This window comes from Scytonema sp. UIC 10036 (genome assembly GCF_009725235.1).
The window spans coordinates 42232-61977 of sequence record NZ_WJFC01000034.1 but is presented as its reverse complement, the minus strand read 5'-3'; the positions used below and the strand labels follow the sequence as shown (position 1 = coordinate 61977).

Here is a 19746-nt window from a genome sequence, read left to right as displayed (position 1 = left end):
GTGACTTCTGAAGGGAAGATGGTTTGGCGATCGCGTTCAAGGATGAGTTCTACTAAATTGCGGGTCTTACACCCGTGAAAGGGGAGGGAACTGGCAATCTAGTTTCCCCCCTTTATAAGGGGGGATTAAGGGGGGTAAATCTTTTTTAAGGGGGGAAATGGAGGGATCGACAACGCTTGAAACCCACAAAATACCGTTGAGGTTGCGTCAGTCCTAAGATATATTAGTCGAAAGTACAACATTAATTTCCCGTGCCAGCCCAGCTAAAGTTTGATAACGGCTATCTGCTGGGTCTATTGACTCTGCCAGTGAACGTACTAAAATAACTAAAGCATTTTCTTTTGTGTCACTACGAAATTTATCATTAAGGTAGCCAATGGCATACTCTACAAGTTCAGAGGGGCTACCAGTTTGCCAATAGTATTGCCATGGTTCAAGTAGAAAATTTACTCTAAAGAAATTCCGCAAACGTTGAGCGTTGTCAAATTGCTCACAGCTTAGTAAAGCTTTATACAATCGAATGGAGATTTCAGGAGGAAGCCCACGCATATTATCTTTTGCTACGTCACCCTCACGATAATATAAGTCTTTTGGTGAAGAAACTGTAGCCAAATTTTGCCCATCTTCCCTAAATTCCTTGATAAACCTGGCTTCCATCTCGACTGGTTGACTAGCAATCGTTTCTTTGACTGTAGCTTTGAGATGTTGGAAGCGATCGCGTCCCCGTTCTAGGAAGCGTAAGTCTGTTTGAATTTGTTGCTGTAATTTATTACGGATATGATGTAAAAACTGTTGCCATAAACGTAAGTTTGTGTCTGGTAGCGACTCCAGCTTTTCCAGTTTAGCCCTGTAATTTTGTTCATTGATAGCAATTGTACTTTCATGGTCTGACAGTTCCCCCAGGTAACGAACATACTCTAGTTCCGTCTGTTGAAGTTCTGATAATAACTGCCTTAATCGCCATTGCTGATTTGCAGCTTGAGAAATTTGACTAAAGCGTCGCCTGTACTCTTCCAATTTGCCGTAAAGTTGTTTTGCTTTGCGATCGCACCACCGGGATTCATAATAAACATACTGAATTTTATGGCGACACCACAGTAGATACAGTAGAATTTCAGCTACTTTATCCATATGGGTTGGGTTCATATCTTGGCATTTAAACCAAACTAAAATATGCAGTTTTTGAGATGGTTCTGTGTGGGCGCTTTCATATTCAAAAATTGGATTGCCTAGCAGATAACCTGTACCTACTAATTCGGTTGGATTTCTTTCGGGAAGTATTTGTGCAACACAGGCATCAGCCAAATCTTGATAGTCTTCTTGCTGTTCTATTGGTTGACCAAAAAGCAATAGTGTTTGCCCCAAAGAAGCTTGTATCTGTGGAGGCAGTAACAAATTAGAAGGATTGAGACGACTTAATTGAGGCAGAGTTAAAGTATCTGTAGAAGACAGGGTAAAATCGATTGCATAAGTATCATGTAATCGAAAAGGGCAAAGTAAACCCTGAAGTTCTAACCCACCAGTTTGAGGAATTAACCGAAAGTTTAAACTTTGTTCTTGATTACGCAGTAAAGTACTATATTCAACCCCAAGGCTATCTTCTGCTTGTGGAAAATACTCATTGTTTTGGTAACAAATAAGTTGTTGTTTCAGAGTTTGTAATTCTGCAATGTGGAGTTTATTACCCAAATCGACTAACTGTTCCCATAAATGTGGTGCTTCTGCTACAGTCGGTTCTTCCCCTTGGTTGATGCTGTTTCTTAGATGGAAAGCATAAAGAGTGATACTAGGACTAAGCAGTCCAAAATTCTGGGTAATTTCGTTCATGATTGGGGCAGATTAGACCGATAATCTTAGGTGTATATTATCGATATTTGGTCATCACTGACCTGTAGCACAAAATGCAGCCCAGTAGAAAGGTGATTGAAAGGGTTTAGTATCACTCTCTAATTTATAAAGACGACGACGCAGATTCATCTTAACTACTGGACTCAGTGGTAACCGATTTTCTTCAATCCATTTTTCCAATTCCACTTTGGTCAAATTTTTTAACCAGAGTTGAGCTTGATTGAGCGCCAAAGCCACAGCCAAACCCTTTTGAAGGTTTTGATAAAACTGAATCATCAAAAACGCTGTGGATAAGTCATTTACTGTCCAGAGGGAACTGACGACACTGATAGCACCAGCATAAAGGAAACCACTGGGTAAGCCAATGTATTCGTCGCTGATATTCCGAAAATCAATCAATCCGGTTTCGCAAGCAGATAGAGTGACGAGGGGACATTGGTCTAAGTTGAGGGTAAATATTTTCTCCAAAGTAAGGCATTTATCCAAATCCAGCACTTTTCCATCTGGCAAAGTGAGATACTGTTCTGAGTTAATTTCGGTGGGTGCCGTGTCAAGATATGCATCGGTGAGGATAAGACCAGATTGGCGAGGTTGGTTTGGGTGAAAATAGCCATGACAGCTAAAGTGGGTGCAGTGGGCATTAGTAAAAGAAATATCATCAATGGCTTCTCTGGTTGCCATCTCTTCTTTGAGGACATTAGTTGTACCAAAATAACGTTGAATTGTTTCCACTTCAATATTGGTATAGCCGAGGTCTTTTGTAGGGTTGTGAACCGCAAAGAAGCTTGTGAAGTCAGGAAGTTTTCTCCTCTGGGCAAGTTGGAACAGTTGACAGCTAGGGGAATAACTCACGCCTTGGGGAAATAAATCAAGGAGACTGGATTTCTCTGTAACAGGCAACGCATGAAGGGGAAATAAATGTAAATACTGATGGGGAATTAAAATTAGCCTCTCACAGCTATCGGGAATCAGCTTAATAATTTCCTCAAGGTGCAGAATCTTACCTAGTAAATGAAGGCGGGTACTCAGGCGGCGGTGCCAATGGGATTTTTTCTCGTAGTAAGCTCCCATGTATCCAGCTACCCAATACATCAATTTTTTTAGGTCTTTCGGCTCGGATTGCCAAACTATAGGCTGTTGGGTTTGACAGGTGAAAATAAAAACAAGAAACTTATTTCTGGCAACATAAAACTGGACAATAGCAGTGCGCCGATCCAAAGTTACTCTAAATTGGTCAAACTTAAACCCCGAACCAAGGGGCAGGTATTGGTTTTGCAGTTCATTGCGCTGCTGCCTTAGCTGTGAAAGATGTTGTGTCAGAGCGGTACTTACTTCCGCTGTAGCGGTTTGCAGTTGGTACTGACTTGTAGAGATTTCGTCTTGGAGTTGTTCCAATTGTCTAACGATTTCTTTGGGAAAAATAGCCTGGATGTTGCGACTGAGGATAAGTTCTACCAAGTTGCGAGTTTTGCTGCGCTCGACATATTCTATTGCTTTGGTAGAGTTCTCCAACTCCAAGCAAACTTCTACTGCAAATTCATAGACCTTGTTCCATTTTTCAGCTAGTTTTTGTTTGTCTTCTTCTTTTGCAGAACCAAAGACTATCTCCCCTCGCAAAGACTCTAAAGTATCAATAGCAGCCGTAAAAGCATTGTAAGCATCGCTAAACCGTCCGGCATCTTGATAGGCAAGACCGAGATTGAATTGAGTTTCTACATATAATAGGGGAAAAGCTTCGCAAGTACGTACCTCTAAGGTAGCCTTTAAATGGCGAATGGCTATCTCTAAGTTCTCTAGCTTTTCCCCATTAATGCGTTTGCGGTAGGTATCGCCTAGATTGTTCTGGGTTGTAGACCATTCTTCGGGAAAAGATCTACGGGTGCGTATTTCTAAGGCAGCTTTAAAACAACGAATAGCTGTTTCTAAGTTCTCTGCTTTTTCCCCACAAATACGATGACTATAGGCATTGCCCAAATTGTTATGCAGCATAGCCCATTTGTGGGCTGAGGCTTCGCGAGTGTATACTTCTAAGGCAGCCTGAAAACAACGAATGGCTGCTTCCAAATTCTCTGCCTTTTCTCCCTTAATACTTTCGTAGTAAGCAATTCCCAAATTGTTCTGAGTCATTGCCCACTCCTGGGAATTAACTTCGCGGCTGCGTACTTCCAAGGCAGCCTGAAAACAACAAATGGCTGCTTCTAAATTTTCCGATCTCTTCCCCCGAATGCGATTACTGTAGGCAATTCCCAGATTGTGTTGGGTCATCGCCCAGTCTTGAGGAAAGGCTTGGCGAGTACGTACTTTTAATGCAGCTTGAAAGCAGCGAATTGCTGCTTCGATGTTCTCTGCTTGTTCTCCCCGAATGCGATTTTGATATACAATACCTAAATTTTGTTGGGTCATACTCCAGTCATAGGGATATAGTTCGTGAGTACATACCCTCAAAGCAGCCAAATAATAGCCAATCGCCTGTTCTAAATTCTCCGCTTTTTCCCCTCTGATGCGGTTACGATAAGCAATTCCCAGATTGTTTTGCACTGAAGCCCATTCTTGAGGAAAAGCTTCCCTGGTAAATACCGTAGCAGCAACTTTATACCCTGCTATGGCAATTTCTATGTTACTGGCTTGATTCCCTAGAGGCAGCTTACGAATGAAGATACTAAAATTGACTATATCTGCCGCCAACTCCTGGGCTTGTTCTGGTACTATACGTGGCAAGGTCGTAGTTGCCCAATTGTGCAAAACACTGGCACAGTTATCATTAAGTAGGCGTAAGTTATCTTGTAACAGCGAGTACAACACTTTCGGGTTGTTGTTACTGTAGTGGATTGCTTGCAATAACTGCAAGAGTAAGTCAAGTTGGGAGTTAGGGTTTTGGGGTTGAGAAAAAGTGGTGGTTGATGATAATCTCAATACTTCAGATAATTGACAGCTAACATCCCTTAAAAAATTAGCAGCATTTTCGTTACCCTTTTCTGCTAATTCCTGCGCTACCTGTTGCATCATCTGCAATAACCCAGCATCGATCAAATGCCGATTGCTATTCAAAATCTCATTGATTTCCTGGCTACTGCTACATTTAAGCAGTGCGTCGATTAATTTCCTATAGGTTTCTTGACTTTGTTCGTTCATCATTGACCAATCGCACAAAACGCTGCCCAGTAGAAAGGCGATTGAAAGGGTTTACCATCATCCTCCAACTTGTAAAAACGACGACGTAGATTCATCCTAACTGCTGGTTTCAATAGTAACTGATTTTCTTCAATCCACGTTTCCAAATCCCCCTTGTTCAAATTCTTTAACCAGAGTTGAGCTTGATTAAGCGCCAAAGCCACAGCCAAACCCTTTTGTAGGTTCTGATAAAATCGAATCATCAAAAATGCTGTAGATAAGTCGTTCACTGTCCAGAGGGAACTGACGACACTAGAAGCACCTGCATAAAGGAAACCACTGGGCAAACCGATATATTCGTCGCTTGTATTCCGGAAATCAATCAATCCGGTTTCGCAAGCAGATAGAGTGACGAGGCGACATTGTTCTAGATTCAGAGTGAAAAGCGCTATAGAAGACGAAAAAGCCCAGTCATATATAGGGGAACCATCAAAAAAGATACTTTAGAGTTACACGTCCACAGTCATCGACATAGAGAAAACCACAATCCAGTAGATAAGTATTTCTGGGAAAAATACCGCAGTTGAAGTGGTTGGGACAATGTTGCGTCCTTGGTTGGATGGGATTAAACCGGATTGGGAACGGTAGAGATGGGGTGGGTTTGAAATGGGTTGAGAGAATTTACTCGTCCTCAATTGCTCCTAAAGCTTTAAAATACAAGAGTGACATCATTTCCAACGCTACATGGAATCAGCTAAAATTACATTAGTATCTTGAAATTAATTTATAGTTAAGCAAAAACGATTATGTCATCAGAAGCCATTTCGACTGTAATCAAAATGATGGAATCTTTACCGGAAGATGTACAAAATCAAGTAGCACAACATCTTCACGAATATATCCAAGATTTACAGGATGAAATAAAATGGGGTAATTCATTTCAAAAAACCCAAAATAAGCTAGTAGCCGCAGCCCAAAAAGCAAAACAAGAAATTGCACAGGGACTTTCCCAGCCTATGGACTACGAGAGGCTATGAAATCTGCCACACTCCCTTCTTTTTGGGATGCTTATTTTACTCTCGATTCTCAAACTAAAAAAAGCGCAAAAAAAGCTTATAAACTTTGGAGAGAAAATAATTTTCACCCCTCCTTATATTTTAAATGTATTAATGATGCAGAAAATATTTGGTCGGTGAGAATAACATTAAATTATCGAGCAATAGGTGTTTTGACAAGCGATACAGTTACATGGTTTTGGATTGGTAGCCATGATGAATATGAGAAATATTTTGGATAAATGTAATCGCTATAAACATTTTGGTTTTCGCGCTTCTTACTAACTACTATTCATAATTGGCAAGGAAGCTGAGAAGATGCAACGGTGATTTAGGCTGCGCGTAAACGTAAATATTCTGTATGGACAATTAATTATCGAGACTTTGGCAGCTTTAGAGTCCTATCACCCCATCTCCAGTGATTTTACCCTATGAGTAACAGTGATTTAAACAGTCGCTGTTCAGACTCAGGTTTTTGTGGTTCGTATGCTTTCGGCTGATTCTTAAGTATAATCAAAAGCTTCATACAATCGATAGTAAAGCTGCTCCGGAATCCCAGGCATATCTTTTTTTACAGCTACATCCTCATAATAGTGTAAATTTTTGGGCAAACTTGTGACAACAGGTTGCTGCCATGAGCGATCGCAAAACCTATATTATCGATATTTCGTTATCACTGACCGAGCACACAAAATGCTGCCCAATGAAAGGGCGACTGAAAAGGTTTATCATTATCTATATCTTTGTTTAATCTCCTACGTAAACTTATACTCAATGTTGCATCCAGTTGAATTTGGTTTTCTGATATCCATTTTTGCAATTCCACTTTAGTCAAATCCCTTAACCACAGTTGAGCCTGATTTAACGCCAAAGCCACACTAGTACCTTGCCTCAGGTTTTGGTAAAACCGAATCATCAACAATGCTGTAGATATGTCGTTTACAGTCCACAGAGAACTGACTACACTAGAAGTACCTGCGTAGAGAAAGCCACTAGGTAAACCAATATATTCATCGCTAAGGGGTCTGAAATCGGTTAGACCCGTTTCACACGCGGAAAGAGTGACGAGGCGACATTGGCTGAGGTCTAGGGTAAATAAGTCTGCTAAGGTGATACACTTGCTAAGGTCAAAAATTTTATTTTCTTGCAATAGGAAATATTTGTTTGGGTCGGGATTAGCTGGAAGAGATGACACTTCACAATCAGCTAGTAGAAGGGCTGAGAGCAAAGGTTCATTAAAGTTAAAGTAACCATGACAGGAAAAGTGAGCGCAATGAGCGATGCGAAGACACTGCTTGTCAATTGCTGACTTATTTGCATTAGCTGTGACTAAGATATCTTTGAATGGGAAATACTGAGCAATTGCTTGTACTTCCAAGTCGGCATACTCTAAGTCCTGGGTGGGATTTTGGATGGCAAACAGGTGAGAAAAGTTGAGACGTTGTCTCTCACTAGTCTGTTGTAGCAGTTGGCAACTAGGGGCATAACGGACACCACCAGGGAAAAGGTCAAGCAGGGTTTTACACGAACAATTAAAACATTGTCTTTCTCCTGGTGCTTCTTGCTTCTTGGCTTCTAACACATGAAGCGGGAACAGGTGAAGGTATCGATGGGGAATTAGAATCAGATGGTCACAGGTTGGGGGAATATGGGAGAGGAGATCGTCGATATGCAGTATTTGAGCAAGGCGTTGGAGGCGGAAGGCGAGTTCTTCTTTCCAATGTATTTTTTTCTCTTGGTAGTAATAGTAGTAAGCATCTAGATACTCGTTGCTCCATTTCATCAAATCTTCCAGGTCTTGTTTTGACGATTTCCAGAGTATCGGAGTTGGAGATTGAGGTGTAATGATAAAGGTGAGGAATTTATCCCCTGTAATGTACCACTCAACAATAGCAGTGTTTTCACCAGTGAGGCATTGAATCTGGCTATAGGAAATGGGTTCTACTTTTTGGGTGAGGCCAAACTTCGGGTCAATAGGTGTAATTTCCCGCTCGATCAAATCATCAAGTTGTTGCCACAGCTGATTTAGGTTGGTGCGCTCTGGAATAGCGGGTTGTAAGGAGATTAACTGTTGACTACTTTCTCCTGAAATGATGCCACCATTGCTGCTACGATTTCTCTGTAGGATTTGCTGTCTTCGCTGTTCAGCATCAATTCGCTGACGCAGGTGATTAAGTTGATTTCGTACTGCTTCGGCAATATCCCCCTTAGGGTCAAATTTGCGGGTGGAAAGCAGTTCAACAAGGTTACGGGCTTTACTACGTTCAACATATTCTATGGCTGCGTTGTAATCATACAAATCTATACAAACCTCCACCATAACTTGATAAAGTTCGTTCCATTCTTCGGCTAGCTTTTGTTTAATTTCATCACCAGAACGAATCGTGCTTCGCAAAAATTCTACAGTTTTAATAGCGCCAGCAAAGGCTTTTTTGGCAGCGGAAAACAGTTCGGCTTTTTGGTAAGCAAGTCCAAGGTTGAATTGAGTTTGTGCATATTCTTGAGGAAAAGCCTCAGAGATGCGAACCTGTAGTGCCAATTCATAAGCCGCGATCGCTTTATCTATATTCTGAGCTTTCGCACCTTCCTGCCGATTGTAGTAAACATTGCCAAGATTATTTTGAGTCCTTGCCCAATCTTCGGGAAAATTCTCACGGGTGTAAATATTCAACGCCGATTCATAAGCTGCTATTGCCCGTTCTTGATTCTCAGCTTTAATGCCTTTAAGCCTCTCGGCGTAGTCATTTCCGACATTATTTTGAATCCTTGCCCAATCTTCGGGGAAATTCTCACGGGTGTAAACATTCAATGCCGATTCATAAGCAGCGAGCGCCCTTTCTAGATTCTCAGTTTTGTTACCTTCAACTCTGTCACTGTAAGCTGCGCCAAGATTATTTTGAATTGTTGCCCATTGCTGGGGAAAACTCTCACAGGTGTATATATTTAATGCTGCTTCATAAGCAGCAATTGCCAGTTCCAAGTTGTCAGTTTTGTTGCCTTCAACTCTGTCACTGTAGGCAATGCCAAGATTATTTTGACTCCTTGCCCACTTTTCCGGAAATTGCTCACGGGTGTAAACATTCAATGCTGCTCGATAAGCTGCGATCGCTTGCTCAATATTCTCAGCTTTATCACCTTCGATACGATTATAATAGGCAATACCGATATTATTTTGAGTTGTTGCCCATTGTTCGGGAAAATCCTCACGTGTGCGGACATCCAATACCAATTGATAAACCTGAATCGCCCGTTCGATATTCTTACTTTTCTCGCCTTCTATCCTATAAAGGTAGGCACTGGCAAGATTATTTTGAATTGTTGCCCACTTTTCCGGAAATTGCTCACGGGTGTAGACATTCAATGCTGATTCATAAGCTTGAAGCGCTCGTTCGATATTCTTGCCTTTCTCTCCTTCTATTCTGTAAAAATAGGCACTGGCAAGATTATTTTGAGTTTCTGCCCACTCGTCGGGAAATTGCTTACGCGTGTACACATTCAATGCTGATTCATAAGCGGCGATAGCCTGTTGAAGGTTCTGACTTCTGTTGTCTTTCAGTAGATTATAGTAGGCAATGCCAAGATAATATTGAGTTCTTGCCCATTGTTCGGGAAAATCCTCACGGGTACGGACATCCAATGCCAATCTATATGCGGCGATCGCGTTTTCGAGATTCTCAGCTTTATCGCCTTTAAGCCTCTCACTGTAAGCACTGCCGAGATTATTTTGGATTAATGCCCAACTTACTGAATCAGTGTTCCGGGTAAAGACAGAGAGTGCTACCTCATAGCCAGTGATAGCAATCTCTAGGTTAATTGCCCGATTGCCTAGAGGAAATTGCTGAATTAAATTACTAAAGCTGTTAATACTACTTGCTTTGTTTCTAGCTTCCTCTAACTGAACATTTCTCAGCATTTCTGGTGCCCATTCTCGTAGTAGTCGATTGAAGTTATCATCCAGTTTGTCTAAGTTGATTGCTAGTAAAGGGTACACTACTTGCTTTCTTTGTCCACTACTGGTTTTTTCAATAACTTTTAGTACCTCCATGAGGAAATTTATCTCTCCGTTCGGTTCCGGCAATTCTAGGATAGCTTTGAGTTGATGGGCAACCTGAATTAAAAAATTAGCGTTATCTATTTCACCCGTTTCTGCTAAATTCACTGCTACTTGTAACATTGTCTGCACTAACTCAGAATCAACCAATTCCCAATCATTATTCAAGACCTGGTTTATTTCATCATTATTAGAACAACTTAGCAGATGTGCAATCAAATTTATATTCTTCTGAAATTTATTATCATCCATTTTAGATTCCCTCCATTACTGACCGAGCGCACAAAATGCTGCCCAGTAGAAAGGCGATTGAAAGAGTTTAGCATCATCCTCAAACTCGTAAAAACGACGACGTAAATTTATCCTAACTGCTGGTTTCAATGGTAACTGATTTTTTTCAATCCAGGTTTCCAAATCCCCCTTGGTTAAATCCTTTAACCAGAGTTGAGCTTGATTGAGCGCTAAAGCTACAGCAAAACCCTTTTGAAGGTTTTGATACAACCGAATCATCAAAAATGCTGTGGATAAGTCATTCACTGTCCAAAGAGAACTGACGACACTGGAAGCACCTGCATAAAGGAAACCACTGGGCAAGCCAATATATTCGTCGCTCGTATTGCGGAAATCAATTAATCCGGTTTCGCAAGCAGATAGAGTGACGAGGCGACATTGTTCTAGATTCAGAGTGAAAATGCTATCTAAAGTCAGGCACTTGTTAAGATCGAGTATGCCGCCTTTTTCCAAACTGAGATAATTTCCTGTATCGAATTGTGTGGGTGCAGAATTTAACTGGGCATTGGCTAGAATAAGGGCAGATTTACGAGGTTGGGTTGCGTTAAAATAACCATGACAGCTAAAGTGGGCGCAGTGGGCAGCAGTAAGATAAGTATTATCAACAGCTTCTCTGGTTGCTATTTTCTGTTTGAGAAGATGACTGGTGTTGAAATAGCTTTGGATGGTTTCGACTTCAATATCAGTATAGGTGAGGTCTCCTGTAGGGTTTTGGACGGCGAATAGGTGAGTAAATTCGGGACGTTGCCTGGTTTGGGCGAGTTGCAGAAGTTGACAGCTAGGAGCATAGCTAACTCCTTCAAGAAATCTGTCAAAAAGGTTAGAGTCTTCAGCAAGGGGCAAAGCATGAAGCGGAAGCAAATGCAAGTAGCGATGGGGAATTAGAATTAACTTGTCGCACGCTGTTGGAATTTGCTTAATAATTTCCTCAAAGTGTAGAATTTTTGCCAACAGATGCAGACGGGTAGTGAGGCGGTGCGACCAGTGAGATTTTTTATTACTGTAGGCTTTTTGATAACTGTTTGCCCAATTTGCCAATTTTTTCAGGTTTATCAAATCGGGTGGTAAAACAATTGGTTGTTGGGTTTGCTTGGTAACAATGAAGACGAGTAGCTTATCGCTTGTAATGTAAAACTCAACAATTGCAGTGCGATCGCTCAGAATTGGCTGGAACTGCTTAAACTGAAAACCAGAACCAATAGCTAGGTATCGATTTTGCAATTCGTTGCGCTGCTGTCGAAGCTGTTGGAGATGTTGGGCTAGAGCAGTTGGATCTTCTGCAGTGGCATTTTGGAGTTGATATTGACCGCTAGCGATTTCATCTCGAAGTCGATCTAGTTGAGCGACTACTTCCGGGGGGAAAATAGTGTAGCGATCTTTTGTGAGAATAAGTTCGACTAAGTTTCGCGTTTTGCTGCGCTCAACGTAAGTAAGTGTCTTGGCTGGGTTATCCAGTGCTAAGCAAACTTCTACCATTCGTTGATAGAGTTCATTCCATTCTTCAGCTAGTTTTTGTTTGTCTTCTGCTTTGCTGTAACTAGAAGCAATTTCAGCTTGCTGAACTTCTATAGTATCTATTGCAGCAGCAAAAGCAGCGTAGGCTTGAGAAAACTGTAAGGTATTTTGGTATGCAATGCCCATATTAAATTGAGTAGCCGCATAATCACTGGGATAAGCCTGACGGGTACGTACTTCCAAAGCCGCCAAGAAAAAGCGAACTGCTTCTTTCAGATTCTCCGGTCCAATGACGTTGATTAGTTCGCTGTAAACAAGACCCAGATTATTTTGAGTTTCTGCCTTTTGTCGTAAAAAGCCTTGTTGGGTATAGAAATCCAAAGACGCAATGTAACAATCAATAGCTTTTTTCAAATTCTCGGCTTTAGCTTCTTTGATACGGTTACGATAGACCTCACCAAGGTTATTTTGAATTCTTGCCCATTCTTGAGGAAAGTCTTGATAGATATACACTTTCAAAGCATGATTTAAACAGTCGAGCGCTTTCTCCAATTTTTCGCTTCTCTCACTTACGGAGTAATCGAAATAAGCCAGACCTAAACTGAGATAAGTCAGACCTAAATGGTTTTGCACCATTGCCCATTCTTTAGGAAAAGTTTGTTGGGTATAGACCTCTAGAGCCTGCTTGAAATAGTCAATAGCTAGTGCCAAATTTTGTGACTTTTCACCCTGGATACGATTGAGATAAGCCAGACCTAAATGGTTCTGCACCATTGCCCAATTTTCGGGAAATATCTGTTGACTATAAACTCCCAAAGCTGCTAGATAAAATTGGATTGCGCTTTCCAGGTTCTCGGCTCTTTCTCCTCGAATGCGATCGCTATAGACAACCCCTAAAGCAATTTGAACATCTGCCCATTCTCTGGAGAAAACTGGTTGGATATAGACGTTCAAAGCAGCTTTGAAATGGCGGATTGCAATTTCTGGATTTTCCGTCCTGTCTCCTTTGATCCTGTAAAAATAAGCAGTCCCCAAACGAATTTGGATATTTGCCCAATCTTTTGGCGAGGCTTGGAGAGTGTAAATTGCCAAAGTTTTCTCAAAACATCGAATTGCTGCTTCCAAATTATTTGCCCTTGCTTCCTTAATTCTCGCATAGTATGCTTCCCCCAAGTTTTCCTGAGTTTCTGCCCATTCTCGAGGAAACTCTTGATAAGTTCGTACTTCCAGAGCTGCCTTGAAATACCAAATAGCCATTTCTATGTTTTCTTCTTTATCTCCACAAATGCGCCGAAGGTAAGCAGCACCTAAGTTGTTTTGGATATCTGCCCATTCTTTTGCAAAGGCTTGGCGAGTGTATACCTCTAAAGCCGAGCGGAAAAAGTTGATAGCTATTTCTAAGTTCTCTTCTTTATTTCCCCGGATACGATTAAAGTAGGCAACACCCAAGTTTTGTTGAAGCTGTGCCCACCTATTAGGGAAAGCTTCGCGAGTAAAGATTCTGGCAATGGACTGGTAACCTGTAATGGCAATTTCTACATTAACTTCTCGATCTCCTTCTGAAAAAACCTGAATGAAAGTGCTGAACTCTCCAATAACAACTGCAATCTTTTCTCCTTGCTCTGGTTCTACTTGAGACAAAGTTTTAGTTGCCCAATTTTGCAATAATCTCGCAAAATTATCATTGAGTTTTTCTAAATTCGCTTGCAGCAGATGGTATTCAACTTGTGGATCGCCTTGGCTTTCATCAATTGCTTGTAATACTTGTAATAAAAAGTTAGAAAGCTCCAAGTGTTCAGCTATATCTCGCGCAATGTGAATTAAAAAATCAGCAGCCTCTTGGTCTTCTGACTTTGCTAAGCCCTCTGCTACTTGTGCCATTGTTTGCACTAAACCAATGTCAACCAACTTTAAGTTGGCATTTAAAATTTGGTCTTCTTCACCTTTTGAACAACTCAGAATTTTTTGAATTAAATTCAAGTAAGCTTCAATACGTTCTTCATTCATACTTAATTTACCAATCGCACAAAATACTGCCCACTTTCATCATCATTGACCGATCGCACAAAATGCTGCCCAGTGCTGAGGGTTTTGAAATGGTCGGTCATTTGGTAACAGTTGGTTAATCTGGCGATGCAGGCTTATTCTCAAAGTGTGGCTGATAACATTCTGGTTAGCTTCTACCCAAGCTTCCATTTCCAATTTTGTTACCTTCAGCAGCCAACGCTGCGCTTTATTGAGAGCAACTGCGGCTTTCATTCCCTGCTGAAGATTTTGGTAGAATCTAACCATCAGAAAAGCGGTGGATTGGTCTCCTACAGACCAAAGAGATACAATTATACTATTGACTCCTGCTGCAATCAAACTGCGGGACAATCCAATTATCCCATCCCCAGTGATTTTACCCTGTCCGGTACTACAGGCACTGAGAACAACTAATTGAGCATTAAGTTGCATTTCCAAAATTTCACCAGCAGTCAGAAAACCATTGTCTTCTGTAGTAGGAGCCAGAGCAATTGCCCCCGGTACACCCAGTTGCTGAATATCATCTAATAATCCGTGGGTTGCTAAATGAATGACTCGCGCTTTGGGCATCTGCTGTTTAATGTAAATTTTGGTAGCAGCTACGCCTGTAATAGCTTGTGTTTTGAAAAGGTGAGCGATGACCTGCGCTTCTGTTTTCGCCCAGGCTAAATCCTCTAACTGCACGGGTGGCTCAGTTAAGGGAATAGTTGGCATTTTAGGATTTCCTATAACCAGCGCGTCTAGAGAAGTTTCTGGTACTTGTATACTTCGTTTTTGGGTTAACTCCAGCACTTGAATGGAAGGTGCAATCAGGATGGTATGTTTTTCGATAAGAAATTTGCCTTCTGCATCTTGAAGGGTTGAGAATGGTAGCAAAAACAAAAAATCTTGGGGAATGAAAATAACTGGAACATCAGGAGAGGTTGGTAGCAGATGAGAGATTGGTTGAATTAGTAATTGATAGAGTTGTTTTAATATCTCAGAGATAGAAGAGTTGAAATGCTCCTGATGGTTAGTCGCCTTTGAGACAGGTTTCTCTTTGATATCGGGGTTCAGTATTCTATATAGTTTTACAATTAAGTCACTTAGGGAACCCAAAGAGGTTCTTTGCTTTTCTGATGGAGGCTTTAAATCAACAGAACAAAAAGAAATGTCGCTATTGGGTTGTAGTACCCAAATCAGCAGTTGTGTTTCTCTCAGAGATGGTACGCCTTCAAGCTCGAAATAATCGTAGAGCAAGGAGTATTCAACTATCGGACAATTTTGCTGTTGGACAACTTGTTGAATTTTCTGAAGATTAGGTGGAGTGGTAATAACTTGTTCGATGGATTGCGGGGTTAAACGCCGAGTTAATAACTCTGCAAATGCCCTAGCTCGACCACGCTCAGTAATTTCTAAGGCTTCGGCGATCTTACCTTGAGTCACAAGTACTTTTTGCAAGTTCCGATAAATCCGCACCTGTTCTTCAAAAAGTGATATATTATGCTCGTCTTTCAATCCTATACGGAGAGACTCCCAACGCTCTACTCCTTGGCGGAGCTTTCTTTCGGCTTCTACCAGTTGGTTGGAATGCAACAAAGTCCATCCCAAATTATTTAAAGAAGTCCCTTCGCCTCTGCTATCTCCTATTTCTCGAGCAATATCTAGAGATTGCTGGTGGCAATTCACTGCTAATTGGTACTGCTCTAGAAAGTGGTAAGCTCTACCCAGATTATTGAGAGAACTGGACTCTCCTTGACGATCGCCAAGTTCTCGTTTGATTGCTATTGACTGTTGATGGTACTCAATTGCTTTCGAGTACTGTCCTAGAGAATGATATGCATTTCCCAGTCCACTTAGAGCGTGGGCTTCTCCCTGGAGATCGCCAATTTCTTGACAAATTGATAACTGCTGTTGATGATACTCAATGGCTTCCGAAAACTGCCATAGAGAATCATAGGCATTACCCAATCCGCTCAGAGATTGAGCTTCTCCTCGGCGATTCCCAATTTCCCTTTCAATTGCCAACGATAACTGAAAGTACTCAATCGCTTTCTGGTATTGCCCTAAAGAATCATAAACGCTAGCTATATTGTTCAGAGCGCTTGCTTCTCCCCGACGGTTACCCATTGCTTGGGCAATAGATAAGGATTGCTGATGATGTTCGATCGCATTGGGGTATTGTCCCAAGGAGTCGTAAATATTGCCCAAATTATTGAGCGAGTTGAACTGTCGGTGGCGATCGCCTATCTTGTTGGCTAAGATTAAAGACTGTTGATAGCATTCAATTGCTTCTCGGTACTGTCCTAAAGAGTAGTAAACATTGCCCAGGTTGTTGAGGGAATCGGCTTCACCCTGGAAGTCGTCCAAGGCGCGTACAGTAGCTAAGACGCTCTGATGGCATTCCATTGCCTTTTTGTAATCTCCCAAGGAATAGTAGGCATTACCCAAATTGCCAAGAGCGATCGCTTCCCGATAAGAGTCTTCCTGTTCCCGGAAAGCCGCTAACACTTGCTCATAGTATTCAATCGCTTTTGAGTATTCACCAACACAAGAGTGAGCATTGCCCAGATTGCCAAGAGAATTGATTTCTCCAAGGCGATCGCTCTTAACTTGAAAAATGGACAACGCCTGTTGATGATACTCAATGGCTTTGAGGTATTGTCCCAAGGAACAGTAAACGTTACCCAAGTTTCCGAGTGCGATCGCTTCTCCTAAACTATCTTGAATGTTTTGTGCGATCGCCAAAGCCTTTTGGTGACAATCAATTGCTTTCTGGTGTTCCCCTAGGGAATAGTAAGTGTTTCCTAAACCGCTCTGTGCCTTTGATTCCCCTATAGGGTCATTGATTTCTTGTGTTATTGCCAGCTGTTGCTGATGTGAATCCAAAGCATCTTGGTGAAAACCCAAAGTGTTGTAAGTATTGCCTAAAGCATTTAGGACTTTAGCTTCTTGGCAAAGGTTTCCAATTTCTCGGCACTTTCTCTGTAACTTTTGCCATAACTTTAAAGAAGCTTGTAATTGACCTGTTTGAAACAAGTGAAGCCCTTGTTCAAAAAGTTGTTCAAAATTCATGACTGACCTATGGTACTGAACGCTCCGTAGTAATTGGAAATCATCTAGACACCTTCGTTTTTTATGATACCATTGTACTAACTTTAGCCATAATTCCCATCTATACGGTGGGGCTTTCCTGCTCGGACACAAAACCCTATTATCATTAAAAGGTGAACGGAGAACAACTGTTGAACGACCTGTATCAAGGTAAAGACCCCCGCAACATAGGGACTTATAGCGCAGCAGAGGCGGTACATTATTTACGGGTGCCGTATTCAACCGTGCGTTCTTGGGTTTTTGGCGCTCGATATAAAACTAAGCTGGGTTCTAAACGTTTTCAACCAGTTATTACTATTCCTGAAGTAGATAAACGATTATTGTCTTTTACTAATTTGGTAGAATTGCATGTTCTTAATGCGATTCGACGATATCATCAAGTACCTTTAGAAAAGGTTAGGCAAGGGGTTGCATATCTTCAAAAATCTTATGGAATGGAGCATCCGCTAGCTTATAAAAAGCTGTATACCGATGGGATAGATTTATTTATTGAACATTTAGGAAATTTGGTTAATGCTTCCAGAAATGGACAGTTAGCAATACCAGAAATTGTGCAAATTTATTTAAAACGAATTGAGTGGGATGAGACGGATTTACCAACAAAGCTTTATCCGTTTACTCGTACAAAAGAAAGTGAGTTACCGAGGTTGATTGTCATTAATCCAACCGTGTCTTTTGGACAACCTGTTTTAGAGGGGACAGGAGTACCCACAAGTATTTTGGCTCTTCGGTATGCGGCTGGAGAATCAATTGAGGATTTGGCAGTAGATTATGATTGCGATCGCCTCAAAATAGAAGAAGCTATCAGGTATGAATTACCATTGGCTGCATGAGTGAGGATACTGAAATTGTATTTTTTATTGACCGCTCTTTAGGAAAAACTCATGTTGTCAATGCTCTGAGGAATATAGGAGAGTTAGTTGAGATTCACGACGACCATTTTAACCAAGCAACACCCGATACGGATTGGTTACCTGTAGTCGCATCAAAGGGTTGGATAATTTTGACTGCTGATAAAAAAATTGCCCATCGGCGTTTAGAAATGATGGCTGTTCAAAATTCTGGCGCGTGTATGTTTGTTTTGGTTTCTGGAAATTTATCCGGTAGCGAAATGGCGTCCGTTTTTGTTCAAGCAGTACCTTCAATGAAACGTTTTATTGCCAAGACAGCCGCACCTTTTATGGCAAAAATTTACAAGGATGGTAAGGTAAAAGCCTGGAAATAGCGGTAATTGATGTAGCCAAGGCTTCTCGAAGGGTATTGCCTCTACCCTTCCTAACTAAATGTACCAACTACAGTACAGCTTTCTCTATTCTTGCGGATTGGGTAACGGGGGGAATGTCCTCATTGTTGTTTGTATTTTGCGACAATGGTGAGAAAGCAGAAGCAGGGTTAAGGAATGCGATCGCTTCTTCAATAATTTCATTACTAACATCAGAAATATCGGATTTCGAATAAATAGTAGCAAGGATGATTGCTTGAGTAGTTTTCAGATAATAAATGACTCGATAGACTCTACTTTTTACTTTTTGAATGTTGCTATTTTTGAGACGAACTTTGAAAACCTCATATTTCACGCCAGCAATTCTGTCTCCAGGAATTTCACCTGCTTGGAGTTGCTCAATTAATGGTTGCAGATCGCTACGAATTGAACGATAACGTTTAGCCAGTTCTCGAAGATCCTTTTCAAACCAAGGAGTTAGAGCAATTTGGAGCGGTGATGGTTCACTCTGCATCAATACCTTCCCACATTTCTGAAAGAGGTAGAGTTTGCCCGCTTAATGCTTCTCTGATGCCTTGATGAATGCCTTCAATCACAATTTCAGTAGGTGTTTCTTCATCAGATAATTCTCGCTCTAAGCCTAAGCGAAAGGAGTGAATTATATCATAAATTTCTGCTAGTTTGTCTTCGGGTATATTTTGCAGTTCGTGGATTATTTTATCAATTAGCATAAGTCAATCCCTCGGTTTGTTAGTGGTTAATCATCAATAAGTTTAGCTGCATTCATTATGGATCATCTTTAGAAGATGATAGTCCGTTCATAATGGAATTTTGAAGGTCTCTGTAATCATTTTCTTCCTAGAGATTTATAGTCAATAAACCACAAACTTTTGGTTCCGTAAAAATCAGGGTTTTCCCCTTCACCAACCAGGCGGTAAACAGTATTGGTTTCAAGCCGTTCTCGTAGGTCGGCTTACCCATCGCCAATGTCTACTAGTGACATCGCCTCAAATCTTCAACCAATGATTGTTTTGTGCAATCCCTCAAGTTATATGAAATATCTGTAGAGCAAGGCTGCTAAAAAACTTTTGAGTTGACTGATATCAAGTTATTTTGCACCATTAGACCCATCCTAAAACTCGCAAGCCTTCATCAATCAGGTCTTGGTTAGCACTCAACTCTTCTGCTTCTTGTCCGGTGGGGCACAACACGAGAGTTAATCGATAAACTGAGAGTGACTCCGAAGCGATTTGCGTTTAAGCACTTTTTTGTTGGTTCTGTAAGGGTTTCAGGCTTTGAGGGCGGTTCATCGCGATTTGCGTTAAAACACTTTTTTGTTGGTTCTGCAAGGGTTTCGGGATTTGAGAAGGAATCATCGCGATTTGCGTTAAAACACTTTTTTGTTGGTTCTGCAAGGGTTTCGGGATTTGAGAAGGAATCATCGCGATTTGCGTTAAAACACTTTTTTGTTGGTTCTGCAAGGGTTTCGGGATTTGAGAAGGAATCATCGCGATTTGCGTTAAAACACTTTTTTGTTGGTTCTGCAAGGGTTTCGGGATTTGAGAAGGAATCATCGCGATTTGCGTTAAAACACT

The 19746-nt window shown here is 41.2% G+C and carries 12 protein-coding genes and 1 pseudogene; 4 read left to right on the top strand and 9 right to left on the bottom strand.

Annotated features, from left to right (window positions below):
* Window positions 1-213: 213 nt before the first annotated feature.
* From F7734_RS18060 to F7734_RS18050, 3 genes are read right to left on the bottom strand one after another with little or no spacing between them, the layout of a single operon-like run.
* Window positions 214-1827 carry a hypothetical protein gene (locus tag F7734_RS18060; protein WP_155745979.1) on the bottom strand — a complete coding sequence of 538 codons (1614 nt, stop codon included), beginning with the start codon at window positions 1825-1827 and terminating at the stop codon, window positions 214-216.
* Window positions 1828-1881: 54 nt separating this feature from the next.
* Window positions 1882-4983 carry a CHAT domain-containing tetratricopeptide repeat protein gene (locus tag F7734_RS18055; protein WP_243146945.1) on the bottom strand — a complete coding sequence of 1034 codons (3102 nt, stop codon included), beginning with the start codon at window positions 4981-4983 and terminating at the stop codon, window positions 1882-1884.
* A complete protein-coding gene (locus tag F7734_RS18050) occupies window positions 4980-5345 on the bottom strand; it encodes a CHAT domain-containing protein (RefSeq protein ID WP_243146944.1) in 366 nt (121 codons plus the stop codon). Before F7734_RS18050 ends, F7734_RS18055 begins: the two co-directional genes overlap by 4 nt.
* A 420-nt stretch (window positions 5346-5765) precedes the next feature.
* On the opposite strand from F7734_RS18050, the gene F7734_RS18045 reads away from it, so the two are divergent.
* Window positions 5766-5996 carry a hypothetical protein gene (locus tag F7734_RS18045; protein WP_155745977.1) on the top strand — a complete coding sequence of 77 codons (231 nt, stop codon included), beginning with the start codon at window positions 5766-5768 and terminating at the stop codon, window positions 5994-5996.
* Window positions 5993-6256: a hypothetical protein gene (locus tag F7734_RS18040; protein ID WP_155745976.1), complete on the top strand. Its 264-nt coding sequence runs from the start codon at window positions 5993-5995 to the stop codon at window positions 6254-6256. Before F7734_RS18045 ends, F7734_RS18040 begins: the two co-directional genes overlap by 4 nt.
* 431 nt (window positions 6257-6687) lie before the next feature.
* On the opposite strand, the gene F7734_RS18035 is transcribed toward F7734_RS18040, so the two are convergent.
* From F7734_RS18035 to F7734_RS18025, 3 genes are read right to left on the bottom strand one after another with little or no spacing between them, the layout of a single operon-like run.
* Window positions 6688-10317: a CHAT domain-containing protein gene (locus F7734_RS18035; protein ID WP_155745975.1), complete on the bottom strand. Its 3630-nt coding sequence runs from the start codon at window positions 10315-10317 to the stop codon at window positions 6688-6690.
* Between the two features lie 15 nt (window positions 10318-10332).
* Complete coding sequence (locus F7734_RS18030) at window positions 10333-13818, bottom strand: CHAT domain-containing protein (protein WP_155745974.1); 3486 nt, start codon at window positions 13816-13818, stop codon at window positions 10333-10335.
* Window positions 13819-13860: 42 nt separating this feature from the next.
* Window positions 13861-16890, bottom strand: a complete 3030-nt coding sequence (locus F7734_RS18025; protein ID WP_155745973.1) for a tetratricopeptide repeat protein — start codon at window positions 16888-16890, stop codon at window positions 13861-13863.
* Window positions 16891-17060: 170 nt separating this feature from the next.
* Here F7734_RS18025 and F7734_RS18020 point away from each other — a divergent pair, with 170 nt between their 5' ends.
* Together F7734_RS18020 and F7734_RS18015 are read left to right on the top strand one after the other, a co-directional pair.
* Window positions 17061-17762 (top strand): DUF433 domain-containing protein, encoded by a 702-nt coding sequence (locus F7734_RS18020; RefSeq protein ID WP_155745995.1) that lies wholly within the window; start codon window positions 17061-17063, stop codon window positions 17760-17762.
* Window positions 17759-18154: a hypothetical protein gene (locus F7734_RS18015; RefSeq protein ID WP_155745972.1), complete on the top strand. Its 396-nt coding sequence runs from the start codon at window positions 17759-17761 to the stop codon at window positions 18152-18154. Before F7734_RS18020 ends, F7734_RS18015 begins: the two co-directional genes overlap by 4 nt.
* 175 nt (window positions 18155-18329) lie before the next feature.
* On the opposite strand, the pseudogene F7734_RS18010 reads toward F7734_RS18015, so the two are convergent.
* The 3 genes and pseudogenes from F7734_RS18010 to F7734_RS18000 form a co-directional block, all read right to left on the bottom strand.
* Window positions 18330-18665, bottom strand: a pseudogene (locus F7734_RS18010) (type II toxin-antitoxin system RelE/ParE family toxin); the annotation flags it as partial.
* Window positions 18655-18882: a hypothetical protein gene (locus tag F7734_RS18005; protein WP_155745971.1), complete on the bottom strand. Its 228-nt coding sequence runs from the start codon at window positions 18880-18882 to the stop codon at window positions 18655-18657. The gene F7734_RS18005 and the pseudogene F7734_RS18010, both read right to left, overlap by 11 nt.
* A 525-nt stretch (window positions 18883-19407) precedes the next feature.
* Window positions 19408-19725, bottom strand: coding sequence for a hypothetical protein (locus F7734_RS18000; protein ID WP_155745970.1), 318 nt, complete (start codon window positions 19723-19725; stop codon window positions 19408-19410).
* Window positions 19726-19746 lie beyond the last annotated feature (21 nt).

Excerpts from the sequence above, each read along its gene's own strand:
- F7734_RS18030 (WP_155745974.1), bottom strand. The coding sequence starts at position 13,818 with ATGAATGAAGAACGTATTGAAGCTTACTTGAATTTAATTCAAAAAATT.
- F7734_RS18025 (WP_155745973.1), bottom strand. The coding sequence starts at position 16,890 with ATGAATTTTGAACAACTTTTTGAACAAGGGCTTCACTTGTTTCAAACA.
- F7734_RS18000 (WP_155745970.1), bottom strand. The coding sequence starts at position 19,725 with ATGATTCCTTCTCAAATCCCGAAACCCTTGCAGAACCAACAAAAAAGT.
- F7734_RS18015 (WP_155745972.1), top strand. The coding sequence starts at position 17,759 with ATGAGTGAGGATACTGAAATTGTATTTTTTATTGACCGCTCTTTAGGA.
- F7734_RS18060 (WP_155745979.1), bottom strand. The coding sequence starts at position 1,827 with ATGAACGAAATTACCCAGAATTTTGGACTGCTTAGTCCTAGTATCACT.
- F7734_RS18035 (WP_155745975.1), bottom strand. The coding sequence starts at position 10,317 with ATGGATGATAATAAATTTCAGAAGAATATAAATTTGATTGCACATCTG.
- F7734_RS18055 (WP_243146945.1), bottom strand. The coding sequence starts at position 4,983 with ATGATGAACGAACAAAGTCAAGAAACCTATAGGAAATTAATCGACGCA.
- F7734_RS18045 (WP_155745977.1), top strand. The coding sequence starts at position 5,766 with ATGTCATCAGAAGCCATTTCGACTGTAATCAAAATGATGGAATCTTTA.
- F7734_RS18040 (WP_155745976.1), top strand. The coding sequence starts at position 5,993 with ATGAAATCTGCCACACTCCCTTCTTTTTGGGATGCTTATTTTACTCTC.
- F7734_RS18005 (WP_155745971.1), bottom strand. The coding sequence starts at position 18,882 with ATGCTAATTGATAAAATAATCCACGAACTGCAAAATATACCCGAAGAC.